The 24,725-nt window shown below is 46.9% G+C and carries 21 protein-coding genes; 18 read left to right on the forward strand and 3 right to left on the reverse strand.

Annotation, left to right across the window (positions count from 1 at the left end; translation table 11 throughout):
• Positions 1 to 168 precede the first annotated feature (168 nt).
• From map to EKM75_RS03315, 7 genes are all read left to right on the forward strand, one after another.
• Positions 169 to 957, forward strand: a complete 789-nt coding sequence (gene map, locus EKM75_RS03285; RefSeq protein ID WP_125692086.1) for a type I methionyl aminopeptidase — start codon at positions 169 to 171, stop codon at positions 955 to 957.
• Positions 958 to 1,434: 477 nt separating this feature from the next.
• The gene (locus EKM75_RS03290; protein ID WP_125692088.1) at positions 1,435 to 4,596 is read left to right on the forward strand and encodes a bacterial Ig-like domain-containing protein; all 3,162 of its coding nucleotides are present in this window, start codon (positions 1,435 to 1,437) and stop codon (positions 4,594 to 4,596) included.
• A 431-nt stretch (positions 4,597 to 5,027) separates the two neighbouring features.
• A complete protein-coding gene (gene relB, locus EKM75_RS03295; RefSeq protein ID WP_125692090.1) occupies positions 5,028 to 5,246 on the forward strand; it encodes a type II toxin-antitoxin system RelB family antitoxin in 219 nt (72 codons plus the stop codon).
• Positions 5,243 to 5,512 carry a type II toxin-antitoxin system RelE family toxin gene (locus EKM75_RS03300; RefSeq protein WP_125692092.1) on the forward strand — a complete coding sequence of 90 codons (270 nt, stop codon included), beginning with the start codon at positions 5,243 to 5,245 and terminating at the stop codon, positions 5,510 to 5,512. The genes relB and EKM75_RS03300 overlap by 4 nt, the downstream gene beginning before the upstream one ends.
• 244 nt (positions 5,513 to 5,756) lie before the next feature.
• Positions 5,757 to 6,521 (forward strand): matrixin family metalloprotease, encoded by a 765-nt coding sequence (locus EKM75_RS03305; protein WP_125692094.1) that lies wholly within the window; start codon positions 5,757 to 5,759, stop codon positions 6,519 to 6,521.
• Between the two features lie 172 nt (positions 6,522 to 6,693).
• Positions 6,694 to 6,882 carry a hypothetical protein gene (locus tag EKM75_RS03310; protein WP_125692096.1) on the forward strand — a complete coding sequence of 63 codons (189 nt, stop codon included), beginning with the start codon at positions 6,694 to 6,696 and terminating at the stop codon, positions 6,880 to 6,882.
• A 978-nt stretch (positions 6,883 to 7,860) separates the two neighbouring features.
• Positions 7,861 to 8,901 carry an Rrf2 family transcriptional regulator gene (locus EKM75_RS03315; protein ID WP_125692098.1) on the forward strand — a complete coding sequence of 347 codons (1,041 nt, stop codon included), beginning with the start codon at positions 7,861 to 7,863 and terminating at the stop codon, positions 8,899 to 8,901.
• A 61-nt stretch (positions 8,902 to 8,962) separates the two neighbouring features.
• Here EKM75_RS03315 and EKM75_RS03320 read toward each other — a convergent pair whose 3' ends face one another.
• A complete protein-coding gene (locus EKM75_RS03320; protein ID WP_125692100.1) occupies positions 8,963 to 9,289 on the reverse strand; it encodes a transposase in 327 nt (108 codons plus the stop codon).
• A gap of 380 nt (positions 9,290 to 9,669) precedes the next feature.
• Between EKM75_RS03320 and EKM75_RS03325 the strand changes: the two genes are divergently transcribed.
• The 5 genes from EKM75_RS03325 (at position 9,670) to EKM75_RS03345 (ending at position 15,599) form a co-directional block, all read left to right on the forward strand.
• Positions 9,670 to 10,374, forward strand: coding sequence for a matrixin family metalloprotease (locus EKM75_RS03325; RefSeq protein ID WP_125692102.1), 705 nt, complete (start codon positions 9,670 to 9,672; stop codon positions 10,372 to 10,374).
• A 114-nt stretch (positions 10,375 to 10,488) separates the two neighbouring features.
• A complete protein-coding gene (locus EKM75_RS03330; protein WP_125692104.1) occupies positions 10,489 to 11,178 on the forward strand; it encodes a MucBP domain-containing protein in 690 nt (229 codons plus the stop codon).
• Between the two features lie 458 nt (positions 11,179 to 11,636).
• Positions 11,637 to 12,983 (forward strand): cytosine permease, encoded by a 1,347-nt coding sequence (locus EKM75_RS03335; RefSeq protein WP_125692106.1) that lies wholly within the window; start codon positions 11,637 to 11,639, stop codon positions 12,981 to 12,983.
• Positions 12,955 to 14,046, forward strand: coding sequence for a DUF917 domain-containing protein (locus tag EKM75_RS03340; protein ID WP_125692108.1), 1,092 nt, complete (start codon positions 12,955 to 12,957; stop codon positions 14,044 to 14,046). Before EKM75_RS03335 ends, EKM75_RS03340 begins: the two co-directional genes overlap by 29 nt.
• On the forward strand, positions 14,043 to 15,599 hold the full coding sequence (locus tag EKM75_RS03345) for a hydantoinase/oxoprolinase family protein (RefSeq protein WP_125692110.1): 1,557 nt from the start codon (positions 14,043 to 14,045) through the stop codon (positions 15,597 to 15,599). The genes EKM75_RS03340 and EKM75_RS03345 overlap by 4 nt, the downstream gene beginning before the upstream one ends.
• 995 nt (positions 15,600 to 16,594) lie before the next feature.
• On the opposite strand, the gene EKM75_RS03350 is transcribed toward EKM75_RS03345, so the two are convergent.
• Positions 16,595 to 17,569, reverse strand: a complete 975-nt coding sequence (locus EKM75_RS03350) for a serine hydrolase (RefSeq protein ID WP_125692112.1) — start codon at positions 17,567 to 17,569, stop codon at positions 16,595 to 16,597.
• A 219-nt stretch (positions 17,570 to 17,788) separates the two neighbouring features.
• Here EKM75_RS03350 and EKM75_RS03355 point away from each other — a divergent pair, with 219 nt between their 5' ends.
• The 4 genes from EKM75_RS03355 to EKM75_RS03370 all read left to right on the forward strand — a co-directional run bounded on the left by EKM75_RS03355 (position 17,789) and on the right by EKM75_RS03370 (position 20,782).
• Entirely contained in the window at positions 17,789 to 18,601 is an 813-nt protein-coding gene (locus tag EKM75_RS03355) for a Cof-type HAD-IIB family hydrolase (RefSeq protein ID WP_125692114.1), read from the forward strand.
• Positions 18,602 to 18,908: 307 nt separating this feature from the next.
• A complete protein-coding gene (locus tag EKM75_RS03360; protein WP_125692116.1) occupies positions 18,909 to 19,283 on the forward strand; it encodes a GntR family transcriptional regulator in 375 nt (124 codons plus the stop codon).
• Positions 19,276 to 19,986: an ATP-binding cassette domain-containing protein gene (locus tag EKM75_RS03365; protein WP_125692118.1), complete on the forward strand. Its 711-nt coding sequence runs from the start codon at positions 19,276 to 19,278 to the stop codon at positions 19,984 to 19,986. The genes EKM75_RS03360 and EKM75_RS03365 overlap by 8 nt, the downstream gene beginning before the upstream one ends.
• Complete coding sequence (locus EKM75_RS03370; RefSeq protein WP_125692120.1) at positions 19,979 to 20,782, forward strand: hypothetical protein; 804 nt, start codon at positions 19,979 to 19,981, stop codon at positions 20,780 to 20,782. The genes EKM75_RS03365 and EKM75_RS03370 overlap by 8 nt, the downstream gene beginning before the upstream one ends.
• Before the next feature lie 88 nt (positions 20,783 to 20,870).
• On the opposite strand, the gene EKM75_RS03375 is transcribed toward EKM75_RS03370, so the two are convergent.
• Complete coding sequence (locus EKM75_RS03375; RefSeq protein ID WP_125692122.1) at positions 20,871 to 21,986, reverse strand: ROK family transcriptional regulator; 1,116 nt, start codon at positions 21,984 to 21,986, stop codon at positions 20,871 to 20,873.
• A 402-nt stretch (positions 21,987 to 22,388) separates the two neighbouring features.
• On the opposite strand from EKM75_RS03375, the gene EKM75_RS03380 reads away from it, so the two are divergent.
• Both EKM75_RS03380 and EKM75_RS03385 read left to right on the forward strand, forming a co-directional pair.
• Positions 22,389 to 23,816 (forward strand): glycoside-pentoside-hexuronide (GPH):cation symporter, encoded by a 1,428-nt coding sequence (locus EKM75_RS03380; protein WP_125692124.1) that lies wholly within the window; start codon positions 22,389 to 22,391, stop codon positions 23,814 to 23,816.
• 131 nt (positions 23,817 to 23,947) lie between these two features.
• On the forward strand, positions 23,948 to 24,724 hold the full coding sequence (locus EKM75_RS03385) for an SDR family oxidoreductase (RefSeq protein WP_125684393.1): 777 nt from the start codon (positions 23,948 to 23,950) through the stop codon (positions 24,722 to 24,724).
• Position 24,725 lies beyond the last annotated feature (1 nt).

Below are 24,725 nucleotides of genomic sequence, written 5' to 3' on the forward strand. Positions count from 1 at the left end.
GCAAGGGTCTGGGAGCTTATCCCAGGCCCTTGCTGTATTTTTAAACTAATTTTTGCTGAAACGTGCGACATCAATGAGCCTGCTGTCTCACGCTCTTTGTTTTCTCGCAATAAAGGGTATACTAAATAAAGCAAAGATAAACGACATTCAGTTATTTCAGGAGGAAACATGATAGCATTAAAATCAGCACGAGAAATTGCCGGTATGCAGGCGGCGGGCGACATCCTAGTGGGTTTGTTTCACGAGTTGGAAACGTACATTCAACCTGGGATTACGACTTGGGATATTGACCATTTTTCTTATCAGTACATCGTTGACCACGGTGCCACACCTGGCGAACTAAACTTTGAAGGATACAAGTACTCAACCTGTGTCAGTGTGAACGACATGATCTGTCATGGTTGTCCCAGCAAAGATATTTTGATCAAAGAGGGCGACCTGATCAAAATGGATACGGTCATCGACTACGACGGTTACTTGAGTGATGCTTGTCATGCCTTCGTGGCTGGTCAAGCGTCACCAGAGGTTCAGAAGTTGATGGATGTGACGTTGAAGTCGCTCTACCTGGGAATCGACCAAGCTGTCGTGGGTAACCGGATTGGTGACATTGGTGCAGCCATCCAAGAATATGCTGAAAACCAGATGGGTTACGGCGTAGTGCGTGACTACATTGGCCATGGTATTGGACCGACAATGCATGAAGATCCGGACGTTCCGCACGTTGGCCGAGCTGGTCACGGGACGCGCTTAAAGGCCGGTATGACGTTGACGATTGAACCAATGATCAACGTCGGCGACTGGGGCTGCAGTGATCCGGCCGATGATGGCTGGACCATTCGGACGTTGGATGGCAGCTTGAGCTGTCAGTATGAACACACACTGGTCGTGACGGATGATGGTCCCAAGATTTTGACCTCATTTGACCATGAGCTGGACGCAAAATATTTATTGAAATAGACACAGTTCAAAGGCCAACTTCGCTGGAAGTTGGCCTTTTGTAATGAAATTATTCGTCGTATATATTTAGAATTTGTTCATGAGGGTTTCATCATCTTGAACCTCTGTTTTAACTCAACTGCTCTGTTTGCATAAAATATGAAAGTAATCCCCATGACTTATGTATGGCCATAAGATAATGCGATGTTACTATTTATGGGGAGTGCTGAATTTTACACGTCTTTAACTTAACGAAAGCTTAAAATCGCTTATGACTAATTGAAAAGGCTTATCCAAGCTGAATCCTATTATAACGCCGAAGTGGCTTCTTCTAAAACGTTTTCATATTACTGGAATTTGTCGCGATTTTTGGTCAATTTATGGTACTATTTCATTATAGAAAACAATTGCTATTTGTAACTAGTTTACTATGAATTGGTTTTGTTTATTCAGTAGATGACTGGTACGTGAGTGAGCGAGGGAAAGCGGGAATCGATTATGATGGCGAGAAGGGTCTGGCAAGAAAGCAGCGGTCAAATAGAAAAGAAACATTATAAGCTATACAAGGCTGGCAAGTTTTGGCTGGTTGGGAGTATCTCAACGGTGGCGTTGCTGGGCGGTTTGTTCGTCAGCGCACCCAGGGCTCATGCGGCCACGGTAGCTGGGGTTGCTGAGAGTGTCAGTGATCCAGTGGCTGATTCTGCAACAGTGGCGAAGACGGTGCTTGAAAATACACAGCCGAACGAGGCGACACCCAGCAGTACCGCGGCAACAGTCACGGGTGCTAAGCCGGCCAGTTCTATGGCAACTAGTGGGGCGACGCCTGCCAGCTCCAGTGCCTCTAGTGGTGCACCACTTCAGTCGACTGCGACCAAACCAGGCTCCTCGGCGGCCGCCCCAGCGTCTGTTGCGGCTCCGGCAGGTGCGACTAGCAAAGATAATAGTGAAGCTAACGAAAAGGTAAGCTCGGCGCCTAGCACCGCAGGAAAGATCGCAGTCACTCCGGATTCCAATGCGTTGAAGGTGGCCGCCCCAGCATTCAGTAGAAAACAGTTGTTACGCAATTTTACTGATGGCGCGGCGGTGCCAGACACGGCCGTAACACCAATGTTAGCTAGTCTAGATAGTGTGGCAGAAACCATTGATGGCGATGTCATTACGGCGGGGAAAGATATTGCCCCCGTTGTCACGACGCAGGAGAGCACCGGTGAATACAACTATGCCAATTTTTTTGTGACCACTAAAAGCAAGTATACCTTGTATAACGCAACAGCGGCCGTTACGGTGTATCCGTATAATCCCACAAATATGTCAACCACTGCGTATGGCTTGAACAGTCAGCTGTGGGGATTTTATATTATCCTACCAACCGGTATCACGAGCTCATTGGCAAATGCGCAATCTGCGGCGACAGATTTTGTAGAGATGATCAATACGGATGCGGTTTTTCAGCTGGACTATACTGATTTTTCATCATTAACGGCGTACCGATTGAATAATACGAATGACGGTCGGCAGGTGTATTATTTCCGTCCAAATGATGGCGCTAAAATTTCTCGACAAGATAAAACAAGCATGCCAAAATTTCAACTTACGCTTCATACGGGGAGTGCAGAGGATACCTCGCTGCCGGCTGCGTATAACATTAATGCACAGAATTACGCTGACTTAGCCACGGATGGCGTCCTTTTCGCTGGGACTGGTAATTTAGCTGTATCAACCGTTAAAAATAGTGGGAGCTATCCAACGATTACCACTGCTAGCTTAGGAATCGATGCCCCTGACGCTAATATTGCTGGTTTAGTTATTCCTAATGGTAATCGAGGAAACATTGCCCTGCCACAACTCACCTACGTCCACGTGAACGTTACCGACACCTATAACATCGTTGACGGGACCACCGGTCAGGCACTCGGCAGTGTCACATCAATCGGCCAAGATGGGTCGATGTATCAACGTGGAAACGTGATTTCACTGTCAGCGTTAGCGACGTCTTCTTTGAAACTAGATACTAGCAAATATTCTGATGCCATTGCTGTGAGTTCGGGGACTGCAACTGATACCATGACTTACACCCCTAGCGTTGCCGATAGCACCACGCTGGCGGTACAAGGGTCAACTTATACCGTCTATCTTAATGAACTCGCAACGGGTTCGACAGCTGGTTTGAGTGTTGCCCCCAAGTCAATTTTGGCTGGGACGGCTTGGACACCGGCCACCAATTTGATTTCCGCCACGGATACGGATGGGTCTGCCGTGCCAGCTGATCGGCTGAACGTGACCATTACGGATGCCGATGGGAATAGTGTCAGTGCACTAGATTCTGCGCCCGCTGGAAACTACAAGTTGGTGTACAACTTTACTGATGCCGATAACGTCGCGCGTCAGGCCACCACAACGTTGACGGTGAAGTCACTGCCAATTACTTTGACTGTACAGGATGCCAACCTATTTGTAGGTGAATCCTGGCAACCAGCCGACGGTTTTGTCAGTGGCACTGATGAAAATGGAACTGCGCTGACGGTGTCACAACTGGCGGTGACGTACGCTCAAGTTCGAAGTGATGGCACGACTACGCCGGTTGAGAGTCTTAGCACGACGGAACCGGGGACTTATCAGGTGACGTATACCTACACGGATAGTGCGGATGACGTGAGCTTAGCCAAAATGGCGACCGTAACTGTGGCCGCTAATCAAGCTAATTTAAATTATACGGATCAGACTACCAAGTTATACGTTGGAGGAAACTGGGCGCCGGCTGCGGTAACTGCCACTGATGTTGACGGGACGGCAGTGGTTGTGTCACCGGTCATTACGGATGCTCAAGGCAACGTTGTGGCAGCAACAGATGTGACAAAGTCGGCAGGGACTTATACGGTGACGTACAGCTTTACCGACCAAAGGGGCACTAACCATAGTGCCACCAACACGTTAACTGTGGCGCCCAATCAGTCAAACTTAAACTATGCTGATACGACCACCGATTTGACCGTTGGGGATGCCTGGACACCAGCACCGATTATGGCTACTGATGTAGATGGTAGCCTGGTCACCGTAACGCCAAAAATTACGACAATTGATGGGCAAACAGTTTTGGCTGCGGATGTGACGAAAACGCCAGGAACTTACCACGTTACGTACACATTTACGGATCAAAATGGCCAAGTGACGACGGCCACGAATACCATCACGGTGACTGCCAAGACGGATACTGGCACGGGGACGACCACACCGGGTGAAGGTACTAGCGGTTCAGGTACGGGGACAACTACGCCGGCCGAAACGCCAGGAACTACGCCCGCTGGTGGGACGGAGACTGGTCAGCAACCAGGAACGAAGACGCCGGTTACTAAACCAATCAAGCGCACCACGCCCAAGAAGCCCCTTGCCGCAACAACAGGCGGAGTAAAAGGAACGAAGGCAGTTGGTTTGTGGGAAATTCATTCCACGGCCGGTCAATCAGCTAACTTAGCAGCGGCTCAAATGGTTACTGCCAAGAACTTAGTGTCTGACTCACAACCAGTTCACCAAACGACTGGCTCAGCCACGCAGTTGCCGCAAACGAGTGATGACAGTCAGAGTTGGTTGGCGGTGCTGGGCAGTTTGTCGTTAGGATTACTAGGCTTAGCCAGGGGGCTTGACCGCAAACGGCAGAACTAATCGTCGTTTGAAGGTTTGTTCTGATTCTTGTGGTGGGTTTGCCCATTTGGGAATCAGATTTCACATATCAGCACTTGTTTAGTTGATGTTCTCCTAGTCAGCCATTTGGACAAACGGTGAGAAGATAAGCGTAAAGAAAGTATCTCAGGCATAATTTGGTCTGAGATGCTTTTTACTTAATTGGGTGCATCGATTACGACCGGTTTGTAGGTTGGTAAATGCTCTTAAGAATCTTAAATTTCTGGTTAAAGCTTTACTTGATCCGATTATTTTAAAAATGATTGTTTGGGGAGACACTTTTCCTAGTCAATACACTTGGCTCAGTTATCTGTCGGGTCGGCTATTTTGTGATGAATCATACTGTAAATATTGAGCAATTAGGCTACAGACGAAGCCTACCCATGATATAATTCACTGTAGGAGGTGGGGACATGACTGTTACATCATTAAGGTTTAAAGACGATCAGTATAAGCAAGTTAAAGAATTAGCTGAATTTTATGGTGAACCAGTGACGACATTTATGCGTAAAACGATTTTAGAACGACTCGAAGATGAGTCTGATTATCGCGATGCAGCAAGCAATCTTGAGGCAAGTCATGGTGAAAAAGTTTCTCGGGAAGAGATTAAACACCGGTTAGGATTAGAATGACAACCTATAGCTGGGAATTTGCCAAGAAAGCAGATGAAGATTTTCAGAAACTGGACCCGCAAGTGCAACGTCGAATGGTTAAATGGCTAGATGATCATATTGAGGGTGCTTCTAATCCGCGGGCGTGGGGGAAAGCACTAGAAGGTAGCCTAGGAACTTTTTGGCGATACAGATTTGGTCATTATCGGATAATTGCTGATATTCAGGATGGAAAATTTATGGTTTTGATTGTGAAAGCAGCTAAGCGAAATGATGTCTATAAATAAGAATATTTTGCGGGCCACAAAAGTGATTTTGCTAAATTTTATTAGTGGCTTTAGACTAATTTAACGAATAGTGGCGTCCTATCAGCAAACGTTGAGGGGACGCCATTTTTAGTTGGTGGACCTCCCTGGTAAACGCTTAGCGGCCCGCATAAATGGTGGTGTTCCTGCATGTTTTAGGCTAGAATTCAAACAATCGGTTAAACCGGACCGGTTCATCACATGATTGAGAGAGGAAGATTTACGGTTGAAAATATTAAGGCGACTAGTCGTGCTCCTCATGCTGGTCGGCGCGGGCTGGTGGGTCAAGACCCAGCCAGCAGCGGTTGCGGCGCTCTCCACGCAAGCGAAAGTTTATAGTGACGTTCTAACAGCAAAGGTGGCCAGTTACTTAGCCACAAATTCACTCAACGGGAAAAATAGTAGGTCAGCGGGTAGTTCTTCTGGTGACGGTAAGACGACCGCCAGCGGCTACATTTGGCGGAGTTCAAGTAGTCAGTCGGCTGAATCGACTGGAACCACCGGAACACCGGTGGAGTCCATTGTTCAAGGCGTAACGTTAAGTTCGACCTATTACTATCGCTTCAGCGATGATTTATCCGCGCGGGGGCGGGCAGTCTTCCAACAGGCTGTTGCCACCTACAATGCCACGGGAGTTGTGAAGCTGATTGCTGGAACGGCCCCTAAGGGTGCCAATCAAATCACCTTTGGTGGGTATCACAAGAAGGTTGCCAATCAGCAGGGAACCATTGAATTGGGCCATGGTGGACCTAAAATTACGCAACGAATCAGTTTAACGGGTGTGAAGACGGTGAACGCGGCGACGGCTAGCTTAAACTTGACCTATAGCCAGTCGGCCCGTCGATCTGTGGCCATTCATGAATTGGGCCACGCCCTCGGATTGGATCATAGTAGTGCCACCAGTTCAGTGATGTATCCAATCGATCAAGGTAAGACGCAGTTATCATCAGCGGACTTAAAGACGCTCAAACAGATTTACCAACAGAACTAGAAGATAAAATATCCCCAGGGGCGGCATCATATGGCCTCTTGGGGATGTTTTTTGACCGTCAGCCAGATAAGTTAAGGGGACGGTCTATAAAATTATTTGTAAGACGTTTCAGTTAAAACCGACTGACCAGCGTGCTAGACTTATGGCGCGTTCAAGTCAGGAGGAAGCTTACTTGGAAAAAGAATATGAAGTGGTGACCGATCGTTCAACGCTACGTTTGAAGCGGGAGGCCACAGCCGTTGGTATCGGCACGGTGGATGTTCACGCGGTCGTCGATTTAGATACCGGAACAATGCGGTTAGAGGTAGACGAGCAGGGGTTGCGGAAGTTGCGTCAGGATGCGGATCACAGTGCGCGGTGAAATTGGCAATAGTCTGTGCTAACATACTAAGATTAGCTCTGTAAAACCGATTCAGGTTTTACAGAGCTTTTTGAATTACAGTAGGTATATGGAGCTAAAGATCGCACATACTCTCTTGGACTTCGAGTCCCTATATTAAACTGATCACCGCCATTATCTCTAGTAATTCAGGTTTAAGTATGTTGGTCTTCGAGACCGCGTTTAGGAAATTAGAATAGCCGGAGTTAATCCCGGAGTAGTTCTGTACTCTTTTTAGGAGATGTTAGTTTTGGAACAACATGATGTTATTGGTATTGATGTCTCGATGGGGAAAAGCAGCTGTGCTATTTATCATCAAGACCATTGTCTTTACGACTTTACTTTTACTCATACGATTACTGGTTTTAAGACCTTGTTTTCAAGGGCCTGGGACAAAAATCGTCTCAGGCCCTTCTTGTGCTCCGATTATACATGGTCGAAATGTGCGTCAAAAGGCAGTCAACTCCACTTAACATCGATTAACTACCTTTCGTCGAACGTATTCTAAGCTGGTTGGCCTACCCTATATGATACCCATGCCCCATAGTATTACTATTCAGCTTTTTTAGGGCGTCAGAAATGTCAGGATACAGCACTCACATATGGTGTCTGATTTGTCCGATTAATTCCATCATTTACCATCATGCCATTACATTAATACGTTGAGATACCAATATTATACGGTACATACAAGTATAAAAGAGTGCATATATTATTTTGGACACGTTCAATTAAGTTAATTCTCAAAAAAGATAAGCTTTTTATTAGGGCGTGGCAAGTAGCTTTCTGCACCCTAAATAGAAAAGGATGCACCACTGATATCCGGAAAAATGTCATGTTTTGTTAAGTAGTTCTACCTATAAACTAAAAAATGATTAGATGTATTTATTGACATTACATCTAATAAGAAGTACAGTGTTACATGTAATAACAATAAATACATGAAGGGAAGGTGGACTTATGCGCTTAAATACGCGACTTAGTGATGCAATCCACACTTTATCATTGCTGTACGTTAGAAATAACGAGAATTTAAGTAGTACACAAATCGCTCAAAGCGTAAACACCAATCCTGTTTTGATTCGTCAACTAGTTGGAGATTTAAAAAGTGCTGGGCTAGTAAATTCACAGCGCGGCGTATCAAAAATCACTTTATCAAAAGATCCACATGATATCTCACTACTAGACATTTATCTTGCTGTTGATGGTCATCAAATATTGAATGTTGATACCAATACCAATCTAAATTGCATTATTGGCGGCAATATTCAGAGCATCTTAGGTGATTACTATCAGAATCTTACTGATGGTGTCAAACAGCAACTTAGTGAAACAACTCTTGCAGATATGATTGACCAAATTCTTAACCAAGCAGAATCCCAGAAAGGACTTATTATGAATAAAATTAAATTAGCACTCGCTGAACTAGAAAAAGACAATACTAAAGTCGAAGTAATCCGCACTTTGAATGATAATAACTGGTTAGCTCTCCATACTTTAACAACTGTAGGAAGTAACAAGACTGTTACCTTTGATGCTTTTGAATTTGAGGGTGATACCATCAAGCAACATTTACACACAGAAACGCCTTATTTAGAAACACCCACTCCATCAGGTCACACTCAATTAGACGGTCCAACGCATGTTGACGCAAATTTTAATGCTAACGAAACCGGAAAACTAGTTGAGGAAACCATTAACGCAACATTGATGGGCGGCCCTCATTTAGAACATGCTACTGACTATATGAATACCGATTACATTCAGCATCATGTTGGTGTTCCTGATGGATTAGACACTGTCATGAAAGGTGTTCAGATGTTAAAAGCAGCGGGCAAAGAGTCTATCTATACTAAGATCAACCACGTTATTGCTGATGGCAACTTTGCTTTAACTATTTCTGATGGTCATGCTGAGGGTATTGAAAAAACTTACTATGACTTATTCCGAGTAGAAAACAATCGTATCGCTGAACATTGGGATATTGTTAATCCACGCTAATGACAACCAATCAGTTTTTAGATAAACTAACTTCTTTCAATATTCACTATCGAATACTAGATCATCCACTTTTCTTTAGCCTTAGATCCGGTGGCTTAACGATTTTAGATAATTTTGATAGATTTTCAGCCATTAAAACTATTCCCATCTCGCTGCTGGTGGCTGTTAGACCACATACCGAAAAGCGCTTGAACTTCAAGTGAGTCTTTAAATCAGCAAAAATTGGTTCAATTTCAATTTTGTGTTGGGCATACAAATCATGGCCGGTTTTACTGGTCAGTTGTTCTTTAGCTTTATTCTTAAAGTATAGCCAATTGTAATTGACACTTATTTGACGATCTCTTTTCTTTTTTTGTTTCAGTGCCTTAAGAATAGCAGGAATCGTCATCTCTGTGTATAAATAAGCTTAGGAAGAGAGTGGGACAAAAGGCGATTAGTCAATGAGCATTAACGTCGCTAGACGAATAATCCTAGTCTTGGATTGTTTGTCTAGCGGGGTTAAGCGGAGCTGACTGCCTGTTGTCGCACGTTTCGACTATTTATGTTCGGAGCAAAATAAGGGTTTGGGACTTTTGTCCCCAACCCTTTTTGATAGTCAGCAAATGTTGGGTTTCGGTAGTAAGGGTAGGACGAATGCTCTAATTTTAAGTGGCAGGTTTCCCCACAAAACTATCAAGTCAAAGTAGTTGCCGCCCGTAACTAGATAGCCTAAACTCAAAGCACTTAGTGAAAACACGTGGCTGGGTATTAGGAAGGGAAGGACTTTAAGTGAAGGTCATCAGGCGGCTGTTACTGGTTCTGTGTCTGGGGATGGGGCTATTTGTGGTGAGCAATTGGCAATCTCTCGTGACGCAGGTGACATTCTATCATTCTGCGGCGACAAATTTGCTGGCACAGAAAGGGTCCAGTCAGAAAGGCAGTAACTATAAGTCGAGTGGGTACATCTTACGAAATACCAAGGATGCGACGACTAAGACTGGGGCTAATGACACGCCCGTTGAGGTGGCCATGCAGGGGCTCTTGCTGGATAAGACTTACGTTTACCACTTTGAGAAAGGTACTCCAGCGGCCGCTCAGCGCGTCTTCAATGAAGCCATTCTCCTCTACAATCGGACGAATCTAGTGACCTTAAAACTGGGTGACGCGACGACCAAGACCAATCAGATCACATTGGGTGTGTACCACAAACGAGAAGCCAAGGGGCAAGCTACTGTGGAGTACGGTCACGGTGGACCTGAAATTACCCAGCGAATCAATTGGCGAGGCATCCAAACGACCAATACGGCGACAGCCAGGTTGAATGCGACGTACCCTCAGTCCTTCAAACGGTCTGTAGCCGTGCACGAGCTGGGTCATGCGTTGGGACTGGATCATAGCACGGAAAAGGTTTCCGTCATGTATCCAATCGATCAAGGTGTTTACCAGTTATCCGCGGCCGACCTGAAGAGCTTGCACGCTATTTATGAGAAGTAATCGTGCTGCCCAGATTTTCCCGTTGAGCTAGCCACGATTTAGCCTAAAATTAATCCCTACTAATCTTTTTTAGTGGTAAGCTTTAACTAAATAAGTGATTTATGGGGTGAGGGAATGCGTTTGACGAAAAAATGGTTAGGGGTTATCGGGCTAACGGCCGTCGTTGGTTTGGGAATGGTGGTCCAAGGACAAGCCGCCAGTAAACAAGGGAAAGTCGTCGTTTATTATCGGTATAATGAATCGAATAGACATCCTAAACGAATGACAAATTACAGTGTTAAAACGTTGCGTGGTCGAATTGGTCAGCACTATACGACAAAGGCCAAGGACCTACTGAAGGGTGGCGGTGGTTGGGTTTTGCGGTACCATTCCGCGACCGCGACCGGAAAGTTCAAAGCTAAGACGACCCGAGTCTACTATGATTACCAAATTGATAGTGACAAAGATTATGAACACAAGGGCGGGGCTAGTACATACATTGACCGGACCGCTGACCATCGTTTGGTTGTTTTTGTCCAGGATCACAAGAATGCTGCGAATACGAGTATTCAGCGGGATAACTTTAAAAAGCCGGCCTATGACGTCATGTATAGTTCGCCCAACGAGCATCAAACTGAGCATACTTACCGCTTTGGGAAGACCTATGTATATCGGGATCATGAGAAGGAAGTTTATACGTTGACGCTGAGCAAGCAGGGGGATATCACGCTGCAACAAGCGTGGACGACCAAGCATGGGAAGCATCACGTGGAGACCACTAAGGTCACCGCGACTGGGAAGTATCAGTCTTACAAGGTCAAGTAGAGTTGCAATACAGATAATTAAAGAAGCGGTCTGGAACTTTTGTTCCGGGCCGTTTCTTTTTGTCAATTTTAGCCTGTTAGTCCATCTTGTTTTTGATTAGGTAAATCCATTAACCTAAGTAAAATTAAAAAGATTTATACATTCTCATCATTTATTAATAAAGGCTCCCGTCAGATTGGGCAACCTGTTCCTTGGATTTTCACTAGATTGTTCAGAAAATTTACTAAAATCAAATAAATATACATAATGTAATCGCTTAATCTATGTATTATACATTACGAACGCTTGACGCTTTTAAACCGCCGCGGTATCATTACTAACATAAATTCTCACCGTATTCTAATTTTTGTTTAGAATTCATGAGAGCTGTCGCTTGACGACAGACAAATTGGAAGGATTGAACGGGTTTGAATATTTTGTAGGATTATTAGTTCATATCATATCTGGAGGTTTCGTGCATGGAGAAAAAAGAAAAGAGCTTTTCATCAGATTTCTCGTTACAACAGGTTCCTAAGTCACAACAAAAATCATGGTTATCATTATTCTCAATTTGGGTCGCCATTGGGGTGGACCTAGCCGCGGTGATCCTGGGTGTTCAACTTGCTAAGGGATTACCGTTACATTCCGCGATTACAGCGGTGTTGGTTGGGTCCTTACTCTTGGCTGCAATCTGTACCATTACAGCTTCCGTGGGGGCGGCGACCAACCTGTCCACGTCCATGATTACCCGGTACGTCTTCGGTAAGAAGGGTGCCTTAGTTTATTCCGCCATTATTGGGTGTTCTCTGTTAGGTTGGTTCGGGGTCCAAGTTGGTTTCTTCGCGACCAACGCTAAGACTGCCTTTATCAGTGCTTTTGGCCTTAACTGGCCCGTTTGGGTGTTTGCTATTATTGCCGGTATCGCCATGGTGGGCACTGCCCTGTACGGCTACCGGGCTTTCTCCAGATTAAGTGAATTTTCCGTTCCCTTCCTGTTAGTTCTCATGTTAATTGCGTTGTTTATTGCGCTGAACACACATGGCCTTCCTGCAACACAAATCAAGGCGTCACTGCCAATGGGTTCTGCCATTGCCTTAGTGATTTCTTCATTCATTGTCGGAGCCGCTACGCAACCCGACATTTCCCGGTGGGCCAAGAGTCAAAAGGATTCTATCATTGGAACGTTCCTCGGGATGTTCGTGGGGAACTCCTTCATGATCATTGTCTCCATCTTAATGAGCAAATCACTTGGCAGTGCCGACATGATGAAAATGTTGATCATGATTGGCATGGGCGTTCCCGGTATCATTATCCTGTCATTGACGCAATGGGTCACCAACACGAGTAACCTGTACTCCGCTACGTTAGGCTTTAACGTCATCTTCAACAAGATTGGCTTTAAGAAGTTGACCATGATTTTGGGGACGATTGCGACGGCTATGGGTGTCTTCGGTATTTACAACTACTTCGTTTCCTTCCTGAACATCTTAGGAATTGTGATTGCAGCGGTTCCTGGCATCTACGTGGCTGAGTTCTACCTGGTCAAGCACGAGTTCAAACGTCTGCAACTGAACGTTTCACCACAAAATGTGGTTTGGCGGTCAATCATTTCCTGGATTCTCGGTGCCGGCGTGACCTTCCTCACGACTGCCGCACCAACCGGATTAGGTTTGTTTTCCCTGACGTCCATTCCACCTTTGGATGGAATCTTAGTTGGGTTTATCGTGCAATTTATCGGTGGCAAATTAGTTACCGCAGAAGTGTCGGCCAAGGACGTTCAACCAACGGAGGTTACAAATGAAGCTATTAACGGAACAAGACATTGATTACATTTCTATGGGCGCATCTGTCCTGGGTTCAGGCGGGGGCGGTGACCCTAAAGTTGGCCGGTTATTAGCCAAGCATTTCATTGAAAAATACGGCCCCGTTCAGTTGATGTCAATCGACGAACTGCCAGACGACGCCTACGTGGTGCCGGTCTCTGGTATGGGTGCCCCCACGGTTTCCTTGGAAAAACTTCCCTCAGAGATCGAACTGACCAATCCGATGGAGGAGTTGGAACGCATCAATGGTCGCAAGGCCGATGTTATCATTCCCATTGAAGTGGGAGGCATCAACTCCCTGTATCCCGTGGGCGCTGCGGCTAAGAAGGGAATTCCCATCCTGGATGCCGATGCCATTGGTCGAGCTTTCCCTGAAGCTCAGATGGAAACGTTCCATTTACACGGTTATGAACCTGAAAACGTGGCTGTCGGTGATGAGAAGGGAAATGTGGCAACGTTAAAGCCCATCAATGCGCTGTGGGGCGAGTACCTGTCCCGGGCGTTGACCGTTCAAATGGGCGGTTCTGCCTCAGTCTCCGATTACTTCCTACCAGGGAAGGACGTCAAGGGCTCCGTCGTGAATAACACGTTGAGCTTAGCCCGTGACGTGGGTGAAATGATTCTGAATTCCGATAAATTTGAAAATGATATCTTCCAAAACGTTTTGACGAAGTTACATGGATTTGACCTCTTTGATGGCAAGATTGTGGACATGTCACGTGAGACTAAGAAAGGGTTCAACTTTGGCCGCGTCACGATTGAAGGATTGAACCAGTCTGCTGGTAAGACCTACACGTTGGAATTTCAAAATGAAAACTTAGCTGTTAAAGAGGGGGACAACTTCCTGGCCACCGTGCCCGATTTGATCGTGGCACTGGACCTCGAATCTGCTCGCCCAGTGACCTCTGAACGCTTGCGCTACGGTGCGCGGGTCAAAGTTGTGTCATTCCCTTGTGACCCGCAGTGGCGGACACCGATTGGTATTCAAACTGCTGGTCCCCGTTACTTTGGGTACGATTTCGACTACGTTCCAGTAGAACAGCTTGTGAAGGGGGTCAAAGCATGAACTACCGCTTAGGCGTCGACGTCGGTGGGACCAACACCGACGCAGCCATCTTAGATGAAAACTTAAAAGTGATTTACACCGTAAAATCAGCGACCACCTTGGACGTGGAGGGCGGTATCTTCAACGCCATCTCCAAAGTTTTAAAGGAAAGCCACGTCGATAAAGGAGCTATTACACACGCCATGTTGGGAACGACTAAGTCGACCAATGCTATCGTGGAACGCAAAGACCTCGACAAGGTAGCTTACATTCGAATCGCCAAGCCGGCTTCAGTTGGAGTGCCACCCTACATGGAATGGCCAGCCGATTTGAAGGCTGCCGTTAACCTGGATAATGTTATTGTTTCCGGCGGGTACGAGTTTGACGGTCGGTTGATCGCTGACTTGGACCGCAGTGAAGTGGATGCTTTCTGTGCCAAGATTAAAGACGATGTGAAGACGGTGGCCATTGCCGGGACGTTTGCGCCAGTTAATGACAGCCAAGAAACACAGGTCGCTGAGTGGGTCCGTGAAGACCTGGGGAACGACGTGGCCATTACGCTGTCCAGCCAAATTGGTGGGGTCGGCATGTTGGAACGTGAGAACGCCTCAATCTTGAACGCTGCCCTGACCACCATTGGTGAATCTATCGTCAGTGGGTTTGACAACGCGTTGCAGTCATTGGGCATCTCGGCGAACACCTACTTCAGCCAAAATGACGGGACACTCCGTGGTGGGTCCTTTACACAGAAATACCCAATCTTCACCATTGGGTGTGGACCGACCAACAGTATTCGGGGAGCCTACCACTTGTCCGGTGTCAAGGATGCCTTAGTCTTAGATGTTGGTGGGACCACTAGCGACATTGGCGTGCTGGTTAACAGTTTTCCTCGGCAATCAGCTATTTCCGCCACGGTTGGTGGTGTGGAAACGAACTTTAGAATGCCCGATATCATGTCAATCGGGATTGGTGGCGGGACCATCATTCACCATGAAGGCGACGGCTTTACCGTTGGCCCAGACAGTGTGGGCTACGAAATTGTTGATAAAGCGAAGGTCTTCGGCGGTGACGTTGAAACGGCAACGGATGATGCGGCTAAATTAGGTCGGAGTTTCCCAGATAGTCAAGCGCAGTTAGCTGATATTGACGAAGCTTGGGCGCAAAAGGTAATTAGCCAGATCAATGCGACGATTATAGAATCGTTGGACCAAATGAAAACCAAGAAGGGCGACGTTCCCTTGATTTTGACCGGTGGTGGAAGTTTCCTGATTGATGCCGATATCAAGGGAATCAGTCAAGTTTACCTACCCGACCACTATGATGCTGCGAATGCAGTGGGTGCTGCCTTAGGCCAGGTCAGTGGTGAAGTCAACCGAATTTACAGTTTTGAACAGAAGAGTAAAGAAGAAGTCTTAGAAGATGCCAAGGCTGAGGCCGTGGGCAACGCCGTTGAGGCGGGGGCCATCGCTCAGTCAGCTGAGGTCATCGACATTGATGTGACGCCGTTAGCCTACTTACCAGGGAATTCCGCTCAGGTAAAGGTTAAAGCGGTTGGAAGTCTGAACTTGGTCTAATTTACAGAGAGATTGCGGACCAGCACTAACTTGTACCAACAGGAACATCACTGAACCTTATGGTTTGGTGGTGTTTTTTGTTTGCTATCGTTATCAACTGGTTTAGTGCAGCCGCCTCCGGCAGCCAGGGATGCAGGTGGCGGTGGGGAATGCCTGCGGCCTGGGGGGCGGTCCTCCGGCTCGACTGGAAGCCTCGGCCAGCCCACCGAGTCTCCCAGCTCGTCCCACGCTGTAAGCCAGCTCAAAAACGCTGACTAACACCGTCGACACGGCCACCCGCATCCCTGACTGCCTGCGGCTACGGTTGTGAATGAGTGCAACAATTGTTTACATTGGACCTTTTGAAGTGGGTGTGGTGTTCTAGATTGCAATATTTATTGGTAGTTGGAGGCTCTAATCCTGATGTCTTAGTGCGGTCATCTCCGGCAGCCAGGGATACAGGTGACGGTGGGGAACGCCTGCGGCCTGAGGGGCGGTCCTCCGGCTCGACTGGAAGCCTCGGCCAGCCCACCGAGTCTCCCAGCTCGTCCCACGCTGTAAGCCAGCTCAAAAACGCTGACTAACACCGTCGACACGGCCACCCGCATCCCTGACTGCCTGCGGCTACGGTTGTGAATGACTGCAACATTTGTTTGTGGTGTCCAGTGAAATTGTGGAGGTTTCAGTAGCTGTGTTCTCCAAAATAAAAACGTCACTAACCATTGGGCTAGTAGCGCTAAGTTCAGCAGATCTATTTAGTGTGTAATTAGGTTAGCCGCATTCAATGTAGCCATCAAGAATCAATGTAGCTGGCAGGTTGGCAGGGTGGGTGTTGGCCGTGTCGGTATGAGTGGCTCGGTGGGGTACCGAACCACTCATACGGGACGAACTTGGAGACCCGCAAGGTTTTCAGCGGGGCTTCAAGTCGAGGTGCAAAACCGCTCTATGGCTTGCGCCGGTCCCCACAGCCAGCGCCCGTCCTGCCAACCGGAAGCGGCAATTACATGATAATGGCGTTAGTTCTTTAACCCTTTAACAACGCTGGGAGCGTAGACCATCTTCTGAATATGTGTTGTGATTCTGGCCATCCGGGGGAACCCGCTGAAACCAGATTGTTGGTGGCCGTGGGTCATAATTACGAGAATATACCGTTCGCCGTTGGGAAGGGTCACGATACCAGCATCATTGTTGGTGTCAGCCATGAAACCTACCTTGTCGGCTACCGTAGCGCCTTTAGTAGCGGCGGTAGCACCTGCCGGAATACCATCACGGTAGACTTGTGTTTTCATCAACGAGAGCAGTTTCTGTTGATCCTTTGCGTGTTTGAAGGGACCGGACTGGGTCGCTAGGTCGCGGAGCACCATCATGAGGCTCGTAGCAGTCGTTTCAGCACTTTGACCTTCGATGAAGGCGGGAGAGTAATACCCCTCTTGGGTCAACAGAGCGTTGATTCCCTGCAGGCCGCGTTCATCCAGTAAGTCATCGGCAAAGTCATTGGCGCTATTGACGATCATCCGATGGAAGCCGTCTTGATTGGTCGGGGTCCAAGCAAAAGTCCCTAGGTGGCTTTGTTGGAAGACGTAGGCGGCGATGAAGAGTTTGTAGGTGCTGGCGGCTACCACGGGAGTGTGGGCGTTGGCTGACGTGGCAAGGTCGCCTTGGGCGTAAAACTTATCAGTCAGGGTCGCCTTGTCAGCCGCACTGCCGGGAACGGCCCCTAAGTTGTAGAAACTCACGCTGGTGGTCCCGTCAGCCGTGATTTTCTTTAAATATGTATGTACATCAGCCTTTAACTGGTGCTGATGTTGCGTAATCTGCTGAGTGGTCACGGGTTTAGCCACATCGTCTTGCTCGGTGGCGGTTCCCGGTTGATCGGGATGGGCTTGAACGACCATGATTCCCGCAAACATGAGAATGACGATGACCAGTCCGGCAACCAAAGCCCGGTGCTGCAAGAGGTATTTGAGTTGTTTGGTAGCTTCGTGTTTCATCGGTTAACGATCTCGTTTCTTTAGAGTTTTTGGGCAACAAGCAATTAATGTTTTTAATTATACACGTTAATCATGACGGACCCCAGCGCAATTTTTATTCTAACGGCCAGGGTGCGTGGGACTGGGATTTAACGGAATTATTAATTTGACAACGGTTGCAATCGACTGGTCCGGACCGGTAAAATGGAACTTAAATCTCGGTTCATGGAGGCTAACGACATGTATAAGATTATTACCAGCGATTTAGATGAGACGCTCTTACGTAAGGACGGTAGTATTTCGCAACAAAATATTGACGCGATTGCCCAGGCCACGGCTCGCGGGGTGAAATTTGTGCCGAACACCGGCCGGAATTTTTTAACTGTTCAGCCGTTGTTGAAACAGCTTGGATTGGCTCAGCAAGCCGGTGAGTACGTGATTTCCTTCAACGGCGGGGCTGTGATTGAGAACCAGGGTAATCGGGTTGTTCTGAGTAATGAGATGCCTTACACGGAGGCTAAACGGGTCTTTGAACTCTTCACGGCGTTTGACGTGGATGTTCACGTATATACGCTGGACCACCTTTACATTTACCGACCTCGGGAAGATGACGAGGCTTATTTACAAACGCGTGGGGTGGCCTTCACCGAATTTGACGGAGATTTCAGCCAATTTAAGGATGACCACGTGATGAAGGTGATTGCCATGAATCCCGATATGACTGTACGGCGGGCCGCTAACGATCGCATCCAAGCTGAGTTTGCGGATATCAATACGGCTTATTCTTCAGGAATCTATATCGAAGTGAACCATGGTGGGGTGGACAAAGGTAATGCCATCCTGGAGCTGGGTGAGCAGCTTGGTGTTTCGGCTGATGAGATTATGGCCATTGGAGATAACGACAACGACTTACCAATGCTACGCAAAGTTGGGTTGCCAGTCTCCGTCCAGAATGGTATTCCAGCGGTCAAAGAAGTGGCAACTTACGTGACGCCACATGATTATGAGTGCGGTGTGGCCGATGCCATCAATAAATTTGTATTGAATAACTAATTGCGAAAGTGGTCGTCTTCCCGGTGAAGGCGGCCATTTTGATTATCTGCCGACCTCTCGGCTTATGCAGTCAAACACGCTGGCTTCAGTTAGCTCGAAAAAGCTCGCATAAAGTTTTAGAGGTAGTCATTTTATAATGCAATCAGAGCCGGAGTTCCTGGCCACCGGAATGCGTCTCATTTTGCAACAACCTGGCTTACTAATGCTGAATTAAGCAGCTAATATATTTTCGAGCATCCTCTTGTTATTTAAAAGATCTGATGTTATAGTGTAATAGTAAAATAGAACACTAGGGAGGAGGGACAAAATGCAATTTGATGATAAAGTGCCAATTTACTATCAAATCAAAAACCATATTTATCATGAAATGATGACTGGTCAGTTAGTGGCCGGCGCCAAGTTACCGGCTGTACGCCAACTAGCTGTCGATCTGACGGTCAACGTCAATACGGTTCAACGTGCGCTCGGGGAAATGATCCAAGAAGGTACCATTGAATCGCAACGGGGGAAGGGAAATTTTGTGACAACGGATACCACACGAATCGCACAATTAAAGGAGCAATTAGTCGTGGAACAACTTGAACGAGTTTACCAACAATTACATGCTTTGAACCTATCGGATGACGAAATTATCGCCAGTTTGAAGCAATATATCGAGCAGAGGGGGCAGCAACATGACTAACGTTTTAGCAATGAATCAGGTCAGTTACAAGCGGAACTTAAAGACAATTTTGCACGACGTGGATTTGACACTGGAAACGGGGAAAATCATTGGTTTGTTAGGGGAAAACGGTGCGGGGAAGACGACTTTAATGCGTTTGATCACCGGGAGTGCCAAGGGGAAAGGGACTGTCGCTGTGAGTGGAGATACGGTCGTCGCCAACCGGAAGAGCCATATTAGTTTTTCGGAGCAACTTCATGGATTTTCTAATAGCACTAAGTTGGACGAAGTCATTGCGTTTTACCAGCGAGTATACGTGGACTTTGATCCCAAACAATTCACAGAGTTGTGCACTTTCTTACAGATTGACACCAGCTTAAAGCTGTCGTCGTTATCCAAGGGGATGAAGGAGAAGGTCATCATTGCGTTGACACTGGCTCGTCGGACAAACTTATACTTGTTGGATGAACCCTTCAGTGGTATCGACAGTATGAGTCGTAAGAAGATTATCAGCAGTATTATCAAATGGAAGCCGGAAAACGCGACGATGGTCATCAGTGATCACTACGTTTCAGAGATTGCACCGATTTTAGACGAAATCGTCATCGTTAAGGACCAAACCATTTACACCCACAGACCAGCGGATAGCGTGCGGGAAGAGTTTGGTGTAGGGATTGAAGCGTACTACGAGAGCTTATACAAGGGGGGCGTTCAACATGACTAGTTTTGGGACGATGTTTCGCGCGTTAAACAGAAATAAATTTAGTTTGATCAACCAAATTTTCTTAGTTGAATTGTTGGCCGTCGTTGTGAGTTCACTCTGGACGTTAGTAACGGGTCATTTTAGTAGCATGACGCTATTCTACAGCTTCATCAGTTGGGGTTCCATTGCCTGGTGGGTGGCGTTCATTCTGCTCTCACGGAAGAATGAACAGACCTTCATGCAGGACACATACCGGTTAGTTCCCATTGGGGATGGGGGCTTTTACGGGGCAAACGTTCTGTCATCACTAGTTGAATTACTGTACTTCAGTGTGGTTCAAGCGGTGGTCCTGGTCATCACGATGCTCATTGGTGGTATGGGGAATGTCGACAGTGATATGCACGCCTTCCTGAATGGGTTCTTTGACGGTTCTGGTTGGCACGTCGCTTTGTCGGGGATGCCTGCTAATTGGCCATGGCTCTTCCTGGGAATGGTGATCGTTGCCTTAGGTATTTTGCTGCTAGTTTGGACGACGATTACCCTGATTCACTTTCTGACGAGTGTTATCAGTAACTTCCTGCCACGCGGCCGGCAACGGGTTGTCTTAGTAATCCTCTATATCGTGGTCATCTGGTTGGTTACGCGGATTATAAGCCTGTTGATCATGTTATACACCAAGTACACGTCTGGTTTTGCAGGCGCTCACGTGGCCAGTCAAATTTATCTGGCCGCCGGTGCCATCGTAATTCTGATCGTTTTAGAAGTCATCGCCAACATCTTCTTGTTGAAGAAATGGGTTGAAACGCAGGCTAACTAGCCACTATCATTTAGAAATAGCTATTGTAAATAGGGCACCAGAGCTTAACCAAGTTGGTTGAGTTCTGGTGCCCTTATTTGTGGTGCTTTTACAAATTTTGTAATTGTTCCCGAATGGCAGGGATGGCTGCCCCGATGGCGACGGAGTGGTCGACTACTTTACCGAGGTGCAGGTAACCCTCGGTTTCGGGGAAGACGGAAATTTTTCGTAAGCGTTGCTTGATTGCGGTCAGATCCTTTTCGCTTAGGTACTTGGTCAGAACGCCGGCAATCACCAAGGGGATGTCAACGAACATGTGGAGGTTGTAGATGGATTCAGCTAAGTAGTCCAGGTACTGTTCGAACCGCTTGGTGACCGTTGGATCATTGTGATGCAGGTCTGCGAAGAAGCTCGACAAGGTTTCGTTGGGCTGTAGCAGAGAGCTCAGTGAGCAGTAAGTTTCGATACAACCGCGGCGGCCACAGTAACAAACCGGGCCGTCCACACCGTTTAACGTGATATGCTCCATGGTTCCGTTACGGCCGCTAGGACTCTTGAGAATGTGGCCGTTGATGATGATGGCGGTCCCGATGTGTTCCCCAATGGAGAGAAAAATACCGTCCGTGGGGTGCTGCGCGTACTCTGAACGGGCAACGCAATCAGCATCGTGGTAGAAGGTTACTGGGAAAGGTAAGTATTGGCCAAAGTTATCGGACTTCATGCCGGTACAGTCCAGGATTTTCCCGTAGAGGATGGTCGTGCCGTCGTTTGAAATCAATCCTTGGATCCCAATGCCGACGCCAGAAATCTGATTGAGACTGAAGCCACGGTCCTTGATCAACGCGAGAATCTGTTGCGCTAATGACTGGGCGTACTGGTCATCATTTGCGAACGGGAGATTGATGGTGTGAATCGTCAGAACCTCATTTCTGAGATTTAAGACGGCCATGGTAGCGTAGTTGCGAAAGATTTCGACGCCGACACTCAACGTCACGTTGGGGTCGATCGAATAAGCCGTTGCGCGCCGTCCAATGGTGGATTTTAACTGGCCGTTTTTCACAATGAGTTGCTGCTTCGTTAGTTTTTGTAAATTGGCGCTGACGGTGGGCAAACTTAGGCTGAGTTGATCCGCGATATCTTGTTTCGATAATTTTTCATTATCGTAAAGCAGATGATAGATGTCCGAATAATTTGAGTGCTGAATGGACTGCATGTTGCTGCTCATGGTTGGCCCCTTTCTGAGAAGTGATTAGCCCTAGTTTATCACAACTGGTCTAAATGGAAAGTCAATTTGTAAAATAATGTAACCGTTACCATAACTCGTTTTACTTAATCCAGTCATATGGCCAGATTATTCGCAAATCCGGGCTGAATCAACGGTCCTGACTACCAGTATTGATTGAAATCGGTTTCACAATCTCAAAAAGTTTAGTAAAGTTTTATCAATAGAAATACTGCTTTGACACTAAACAAAACGGCAAAGTTACGACTGCTTAAATGTGAAATGGATAATTAAGTCGAAATACCATTGCCAATGTAACCGATTGCAGATATAATGGCAACTGAATTGATTTTATAAAACGAGTTTACATAATAGCTCGTCAAAAAAATTTGCGAGGTGGGTCTAGTGAGAAAATATATTTCCTACGCGTTGGGGACGTTTGGGCACGATGCGTTCTATAACACGTTAAGTATTTATTTCATGATGTTCCTGACTAGTCAGCTCTTCACCAACTCAGGTGATGAGAAGATGGTCGGAATCGTCACGATGATGGTGGTTGTGATTCGGGTCGGTGAAATCATGTTTGATCCGATGATTGGTGGGATCGTGGATAACACCAACACCCGCTGGGGTAAGTTCCGGCCGTGGATCATGATTGGTTCAGTCGTTGCTGCCATTGGATTAGTCTTCTTGTTTTCCGATTACTTTGGCTTAGCCTGGAACAGTCCAATCTTCTATTTAGTATTGGTAGCGATTACATTCCTAATGATCGATGTCTTCTATTCATTTAGTGATATCGCGCTGTGGTCCATGTTGCCAGCCGTGAGCTTGGATAACAAGACGCGGACTAAGTTTGGGACTGCTTCACGGATTGGGTCAACGTTGGGTGCCCAAATCGTTATCGTCATTATTACACCAGCAATTCTGCTGTTCTCGCATTGGATCTCCAAGGTGCCATTTGGCCAGCAGACCCGTGCTGGGTGGACGGGGTACGTTTTGATCGTTGCCCTGCTATGTGTCGGCGGTGCCCTGATCACTTGCCTGAACATCAAGGAAGAACATAACTTGATTCGGTCTAATGTTAAGCACACCACGGTTTCTGATATCTTCCGGGCCATTGGTCGGAATAAACAGTTGCTTTGGATTGCGGCCTCTTACTTCCTGTTTGCGTTTAGTTACGTGGTCACGAACTCCCTGCTGATGTACTACTTCACGTACCGGTTAGGGAACGCGGCTGCTTACACCTGGGTCGGGGTCATCACGTGTATCTTAGGGGTAATTTCCGTTGCTCTGTTCCCAGCCTTGGAAGCGTTGATTCAACGAAAAGCCATCTACATTGGCGGGATTGCCTTTATGTTGATTGGCTACATTATCTTCTTATTTGCTGGTCAAAGTTTGCCCCTTGTTTTGGTAGCGGTATCATTCTACTTCTTCCCATACCCACTGATTTTCTTGGCCACTTTGATGACCATTACCGACAGTGTGGAATACGGTCAGCTGTTCAATGGTGTTCGGAACGAGTCCGTTACGTTATCCGTACGGCCATTGATCGACAAGCTAGCTGGGGCCGCTTCTAACGGAATCGTTGGGATTGTTGCCGTCGTTGCTGGGATGACTGGGAACACCAAGCCGTCTGAAATTACGGCCGCTGGGGTCTCCCAATTCAATATGTTTATGTTCTATATTCCAATCGTTTTATTGATTATCGCTGCATTGATTTTCTACGCCAAGGTCGATTTGACCGAAGCGAAGCATGCTGAAATTGTGGCTGAATTGCGCAAGCGCCTGAAGGCTCAGCAGTCTCAAGACGCGTCAGCACAACAAGCAGACTAGTTTTTGAGAAATAAATGAAAACGTTGTCAAAAAAGTATTGACTTCTAGAACATTTGGAATTATGCTTAATCACGAATTAAAGAAAGTCGTTTTACAAAACGTCTTTCGACAAAATTTAGGAGGAATTCATCATGGGTATTTTGGATCGCATGCGTCTTGACGGTAAGAAAGCTTACGTCACTGGTGGTGCACAAGGTTTAGGTAAAGCAATGGCAACTGGTTTGGCAGAAGCTGGTGCTGATGTCGCTATCGTTGATATCAACATCGACAAGGCTAAGGCCACTGCCGAAGAAATTGCTAAGGCTACTGGTCAAAAGGCTATCGCCATCAAGACCGATGTTACGGACCCTGAACAAGTTCAAAACATGGTCGACACGGTGGTTAAAGAATTAGGTGGTTTGGATGCTGCCTTCAACAACGCCGGCATGTGCTTGAACGTACCAGCTGAAGAAATGACATTTGAACAATGGCAAAAGGTGGTTAACTTAAACCTGAACGCCGTCTTCCTGTGCTCCACTGCTGCAGGTCGTTACATGTTGAAGCAAGGTTCTGGCTCAATCGTCAACACCGCTTCTATGTCAGCCCACATTGTTAACCGGCCACAACCACAATGTTCATACAACTCAACCAAGGCTGGGGTTATTCAATTATCCAAGTCATTGGCTATCGAATGGGCCAAGCGTGGCGTTCGTGTTAACACCATGAGCCCAGGTTACATGGGTACCGACTTAACGTTGAACTCTCCTGACTTGAAGCCACTTATCAAGACTTGGAATGACTGGGCACCACTTGGTCGTTTAGGTAAGCCAGAAGAATTACAAGGCATGGCCGTTTACTTAGCTAGCGATACCAGCAGCTTCTCAACTGGTTCCGACTACTTAGTTGATGGTGCCTTCACTGCATGGTAAA

The organism is Levilactobacillus tongjiangensis, assembly GCF_003946345.1.
Lineage (GTDB): Bacteria > Bacillota > Bacilli > Lactobacillales > Lactobacillaceae > Levilactobacillus > Levilactobacillus tongjiangensis.

What these genes read in the sequence shown, in the direction of transcription:
- map (WP_125692086.1), top strand. Translation starts at nt 169, where the DNA reads ATGATAGCATTAAAATCAGCACGAGAAATTGCCGGTATGCAGGCGGCG.
- EKM75_RS03290 (WP_125692088.1), top strand. Translation starts at nt 1,435, where the DNA reads ATGATGGCGAGAAGGGTCTGGCAAGAAAGCAGCGGTCAAATAGAAAAG.
- relB (WP_125692090.1), top strand. Translation starts at nt 5,028, where the DNA reads ATGACTGTTACATCATTAAGGTTTAAAGACGATCAGTATAAGCAAGTT.
- EKM75_RS03300 (WP_125692092.1), top strand. Translation starts at nt 5,243, where the DNA reads ATGACAACCTATAGCTGGGAATTTGCCAAGAAAGCAGATGAAGATTTT.
- EKM75_RS03315 (WP_125692098.1), top strand. Translation starts at nt 7,861, where the DNA reads ATGCGCTTAAATACGCGACTTAGTGATGCAATCCACACTTTATCATTG.
- EKM75_RS03320 (WP_125692100.1), bottom strand. Translation starts at nt 9,289, where the DNA reads ATGACGATTCCTGCTATTCTTAAGGCACTGAAACAAAAAAAGAAAAGA.
- EKM75_RS03330 (WP_125692104.1), top strand. Translation starts at nt 10,489, where the DNA reads ATGCGTTTGACGAAAAAATGGTTAGGGGTTATCGGGCTAACGGCCGTC.
- EKM75_RS03335 (WP_125692106.1), top strand. Translation starts at nt 11,637, where the DNA reads ATGGAGAAAAAAGAAAAGAGCTTTTCATCAGATTTCTCGTTACAACAG.
- EKM75_RS03340 (WP_125692108.1), top strand. Translation starts at nt 12,955, where the DNA reads ATGAAGCTATTAACGGAACAAGACATTGATTACATTTCTATGGGCGCA.
- EKM75_RS03345 (WP_125692110.1), top strand. Translation starts at nt 14,043, where the DNA reads ATGAACTACCGCTTAGGCGTCGACGTCGGTGGGACCAACACCGACGCA.
- EKM75_RS03350 (WP_125692112.1), bottom strand. Translation starts at nt 17,569, where the DNA reads ATGAAACACGAAGCTACCAAACAACTCAAATACCTCTTGCAGCACCGG.
- EKM75_RS03355 (WP_125692114.1), top strand. Translation starts at nt 17,789, where the DNA reads ATGTATAAGATTATTACCAGCGATTTAGATGAGACGCTCTTACGTAAG.
- EKM75_RS03360 (WP_125692116.1), top strand. Translation starts at nt 18,909, where the DNA reads ATGCAATTTGATGATAAAGTGCCAATTTACTATCAAATCAAAAACCAT.
- EKM75_RS03365 (WP_125692118.1), top strand. Translation starts at nt 19,276, where the DNA reads ATGACTAACGTTTTAGCAATGAATCAGGTCAGTTACAAGCGGAACTTA.
- EKM75_RS03370 (WP_125692120.1), top strand. Translation starts at nt 19,979, where the DNA reads ATGACTAGTTTTGGGACGATGTTTCGCGCGTTAAACAGAAATAAATTT.
- EKM75_RS03375 (WP_125692122.1), bottom strand. Translation starts at nt 21,986, where the DNA reads ATGAGCAGCAACATGCAGTCCATTCAGCACTCAAATTATTCGGACATC.
- EKM75_RS03385 (WP_125684393.1), top strand. Translation starts at nt 23,948, where the DNA reads ATGGGTATTTTGGATCGCATGCGTCTTGACGGTAAGAAAGCTTACGTC.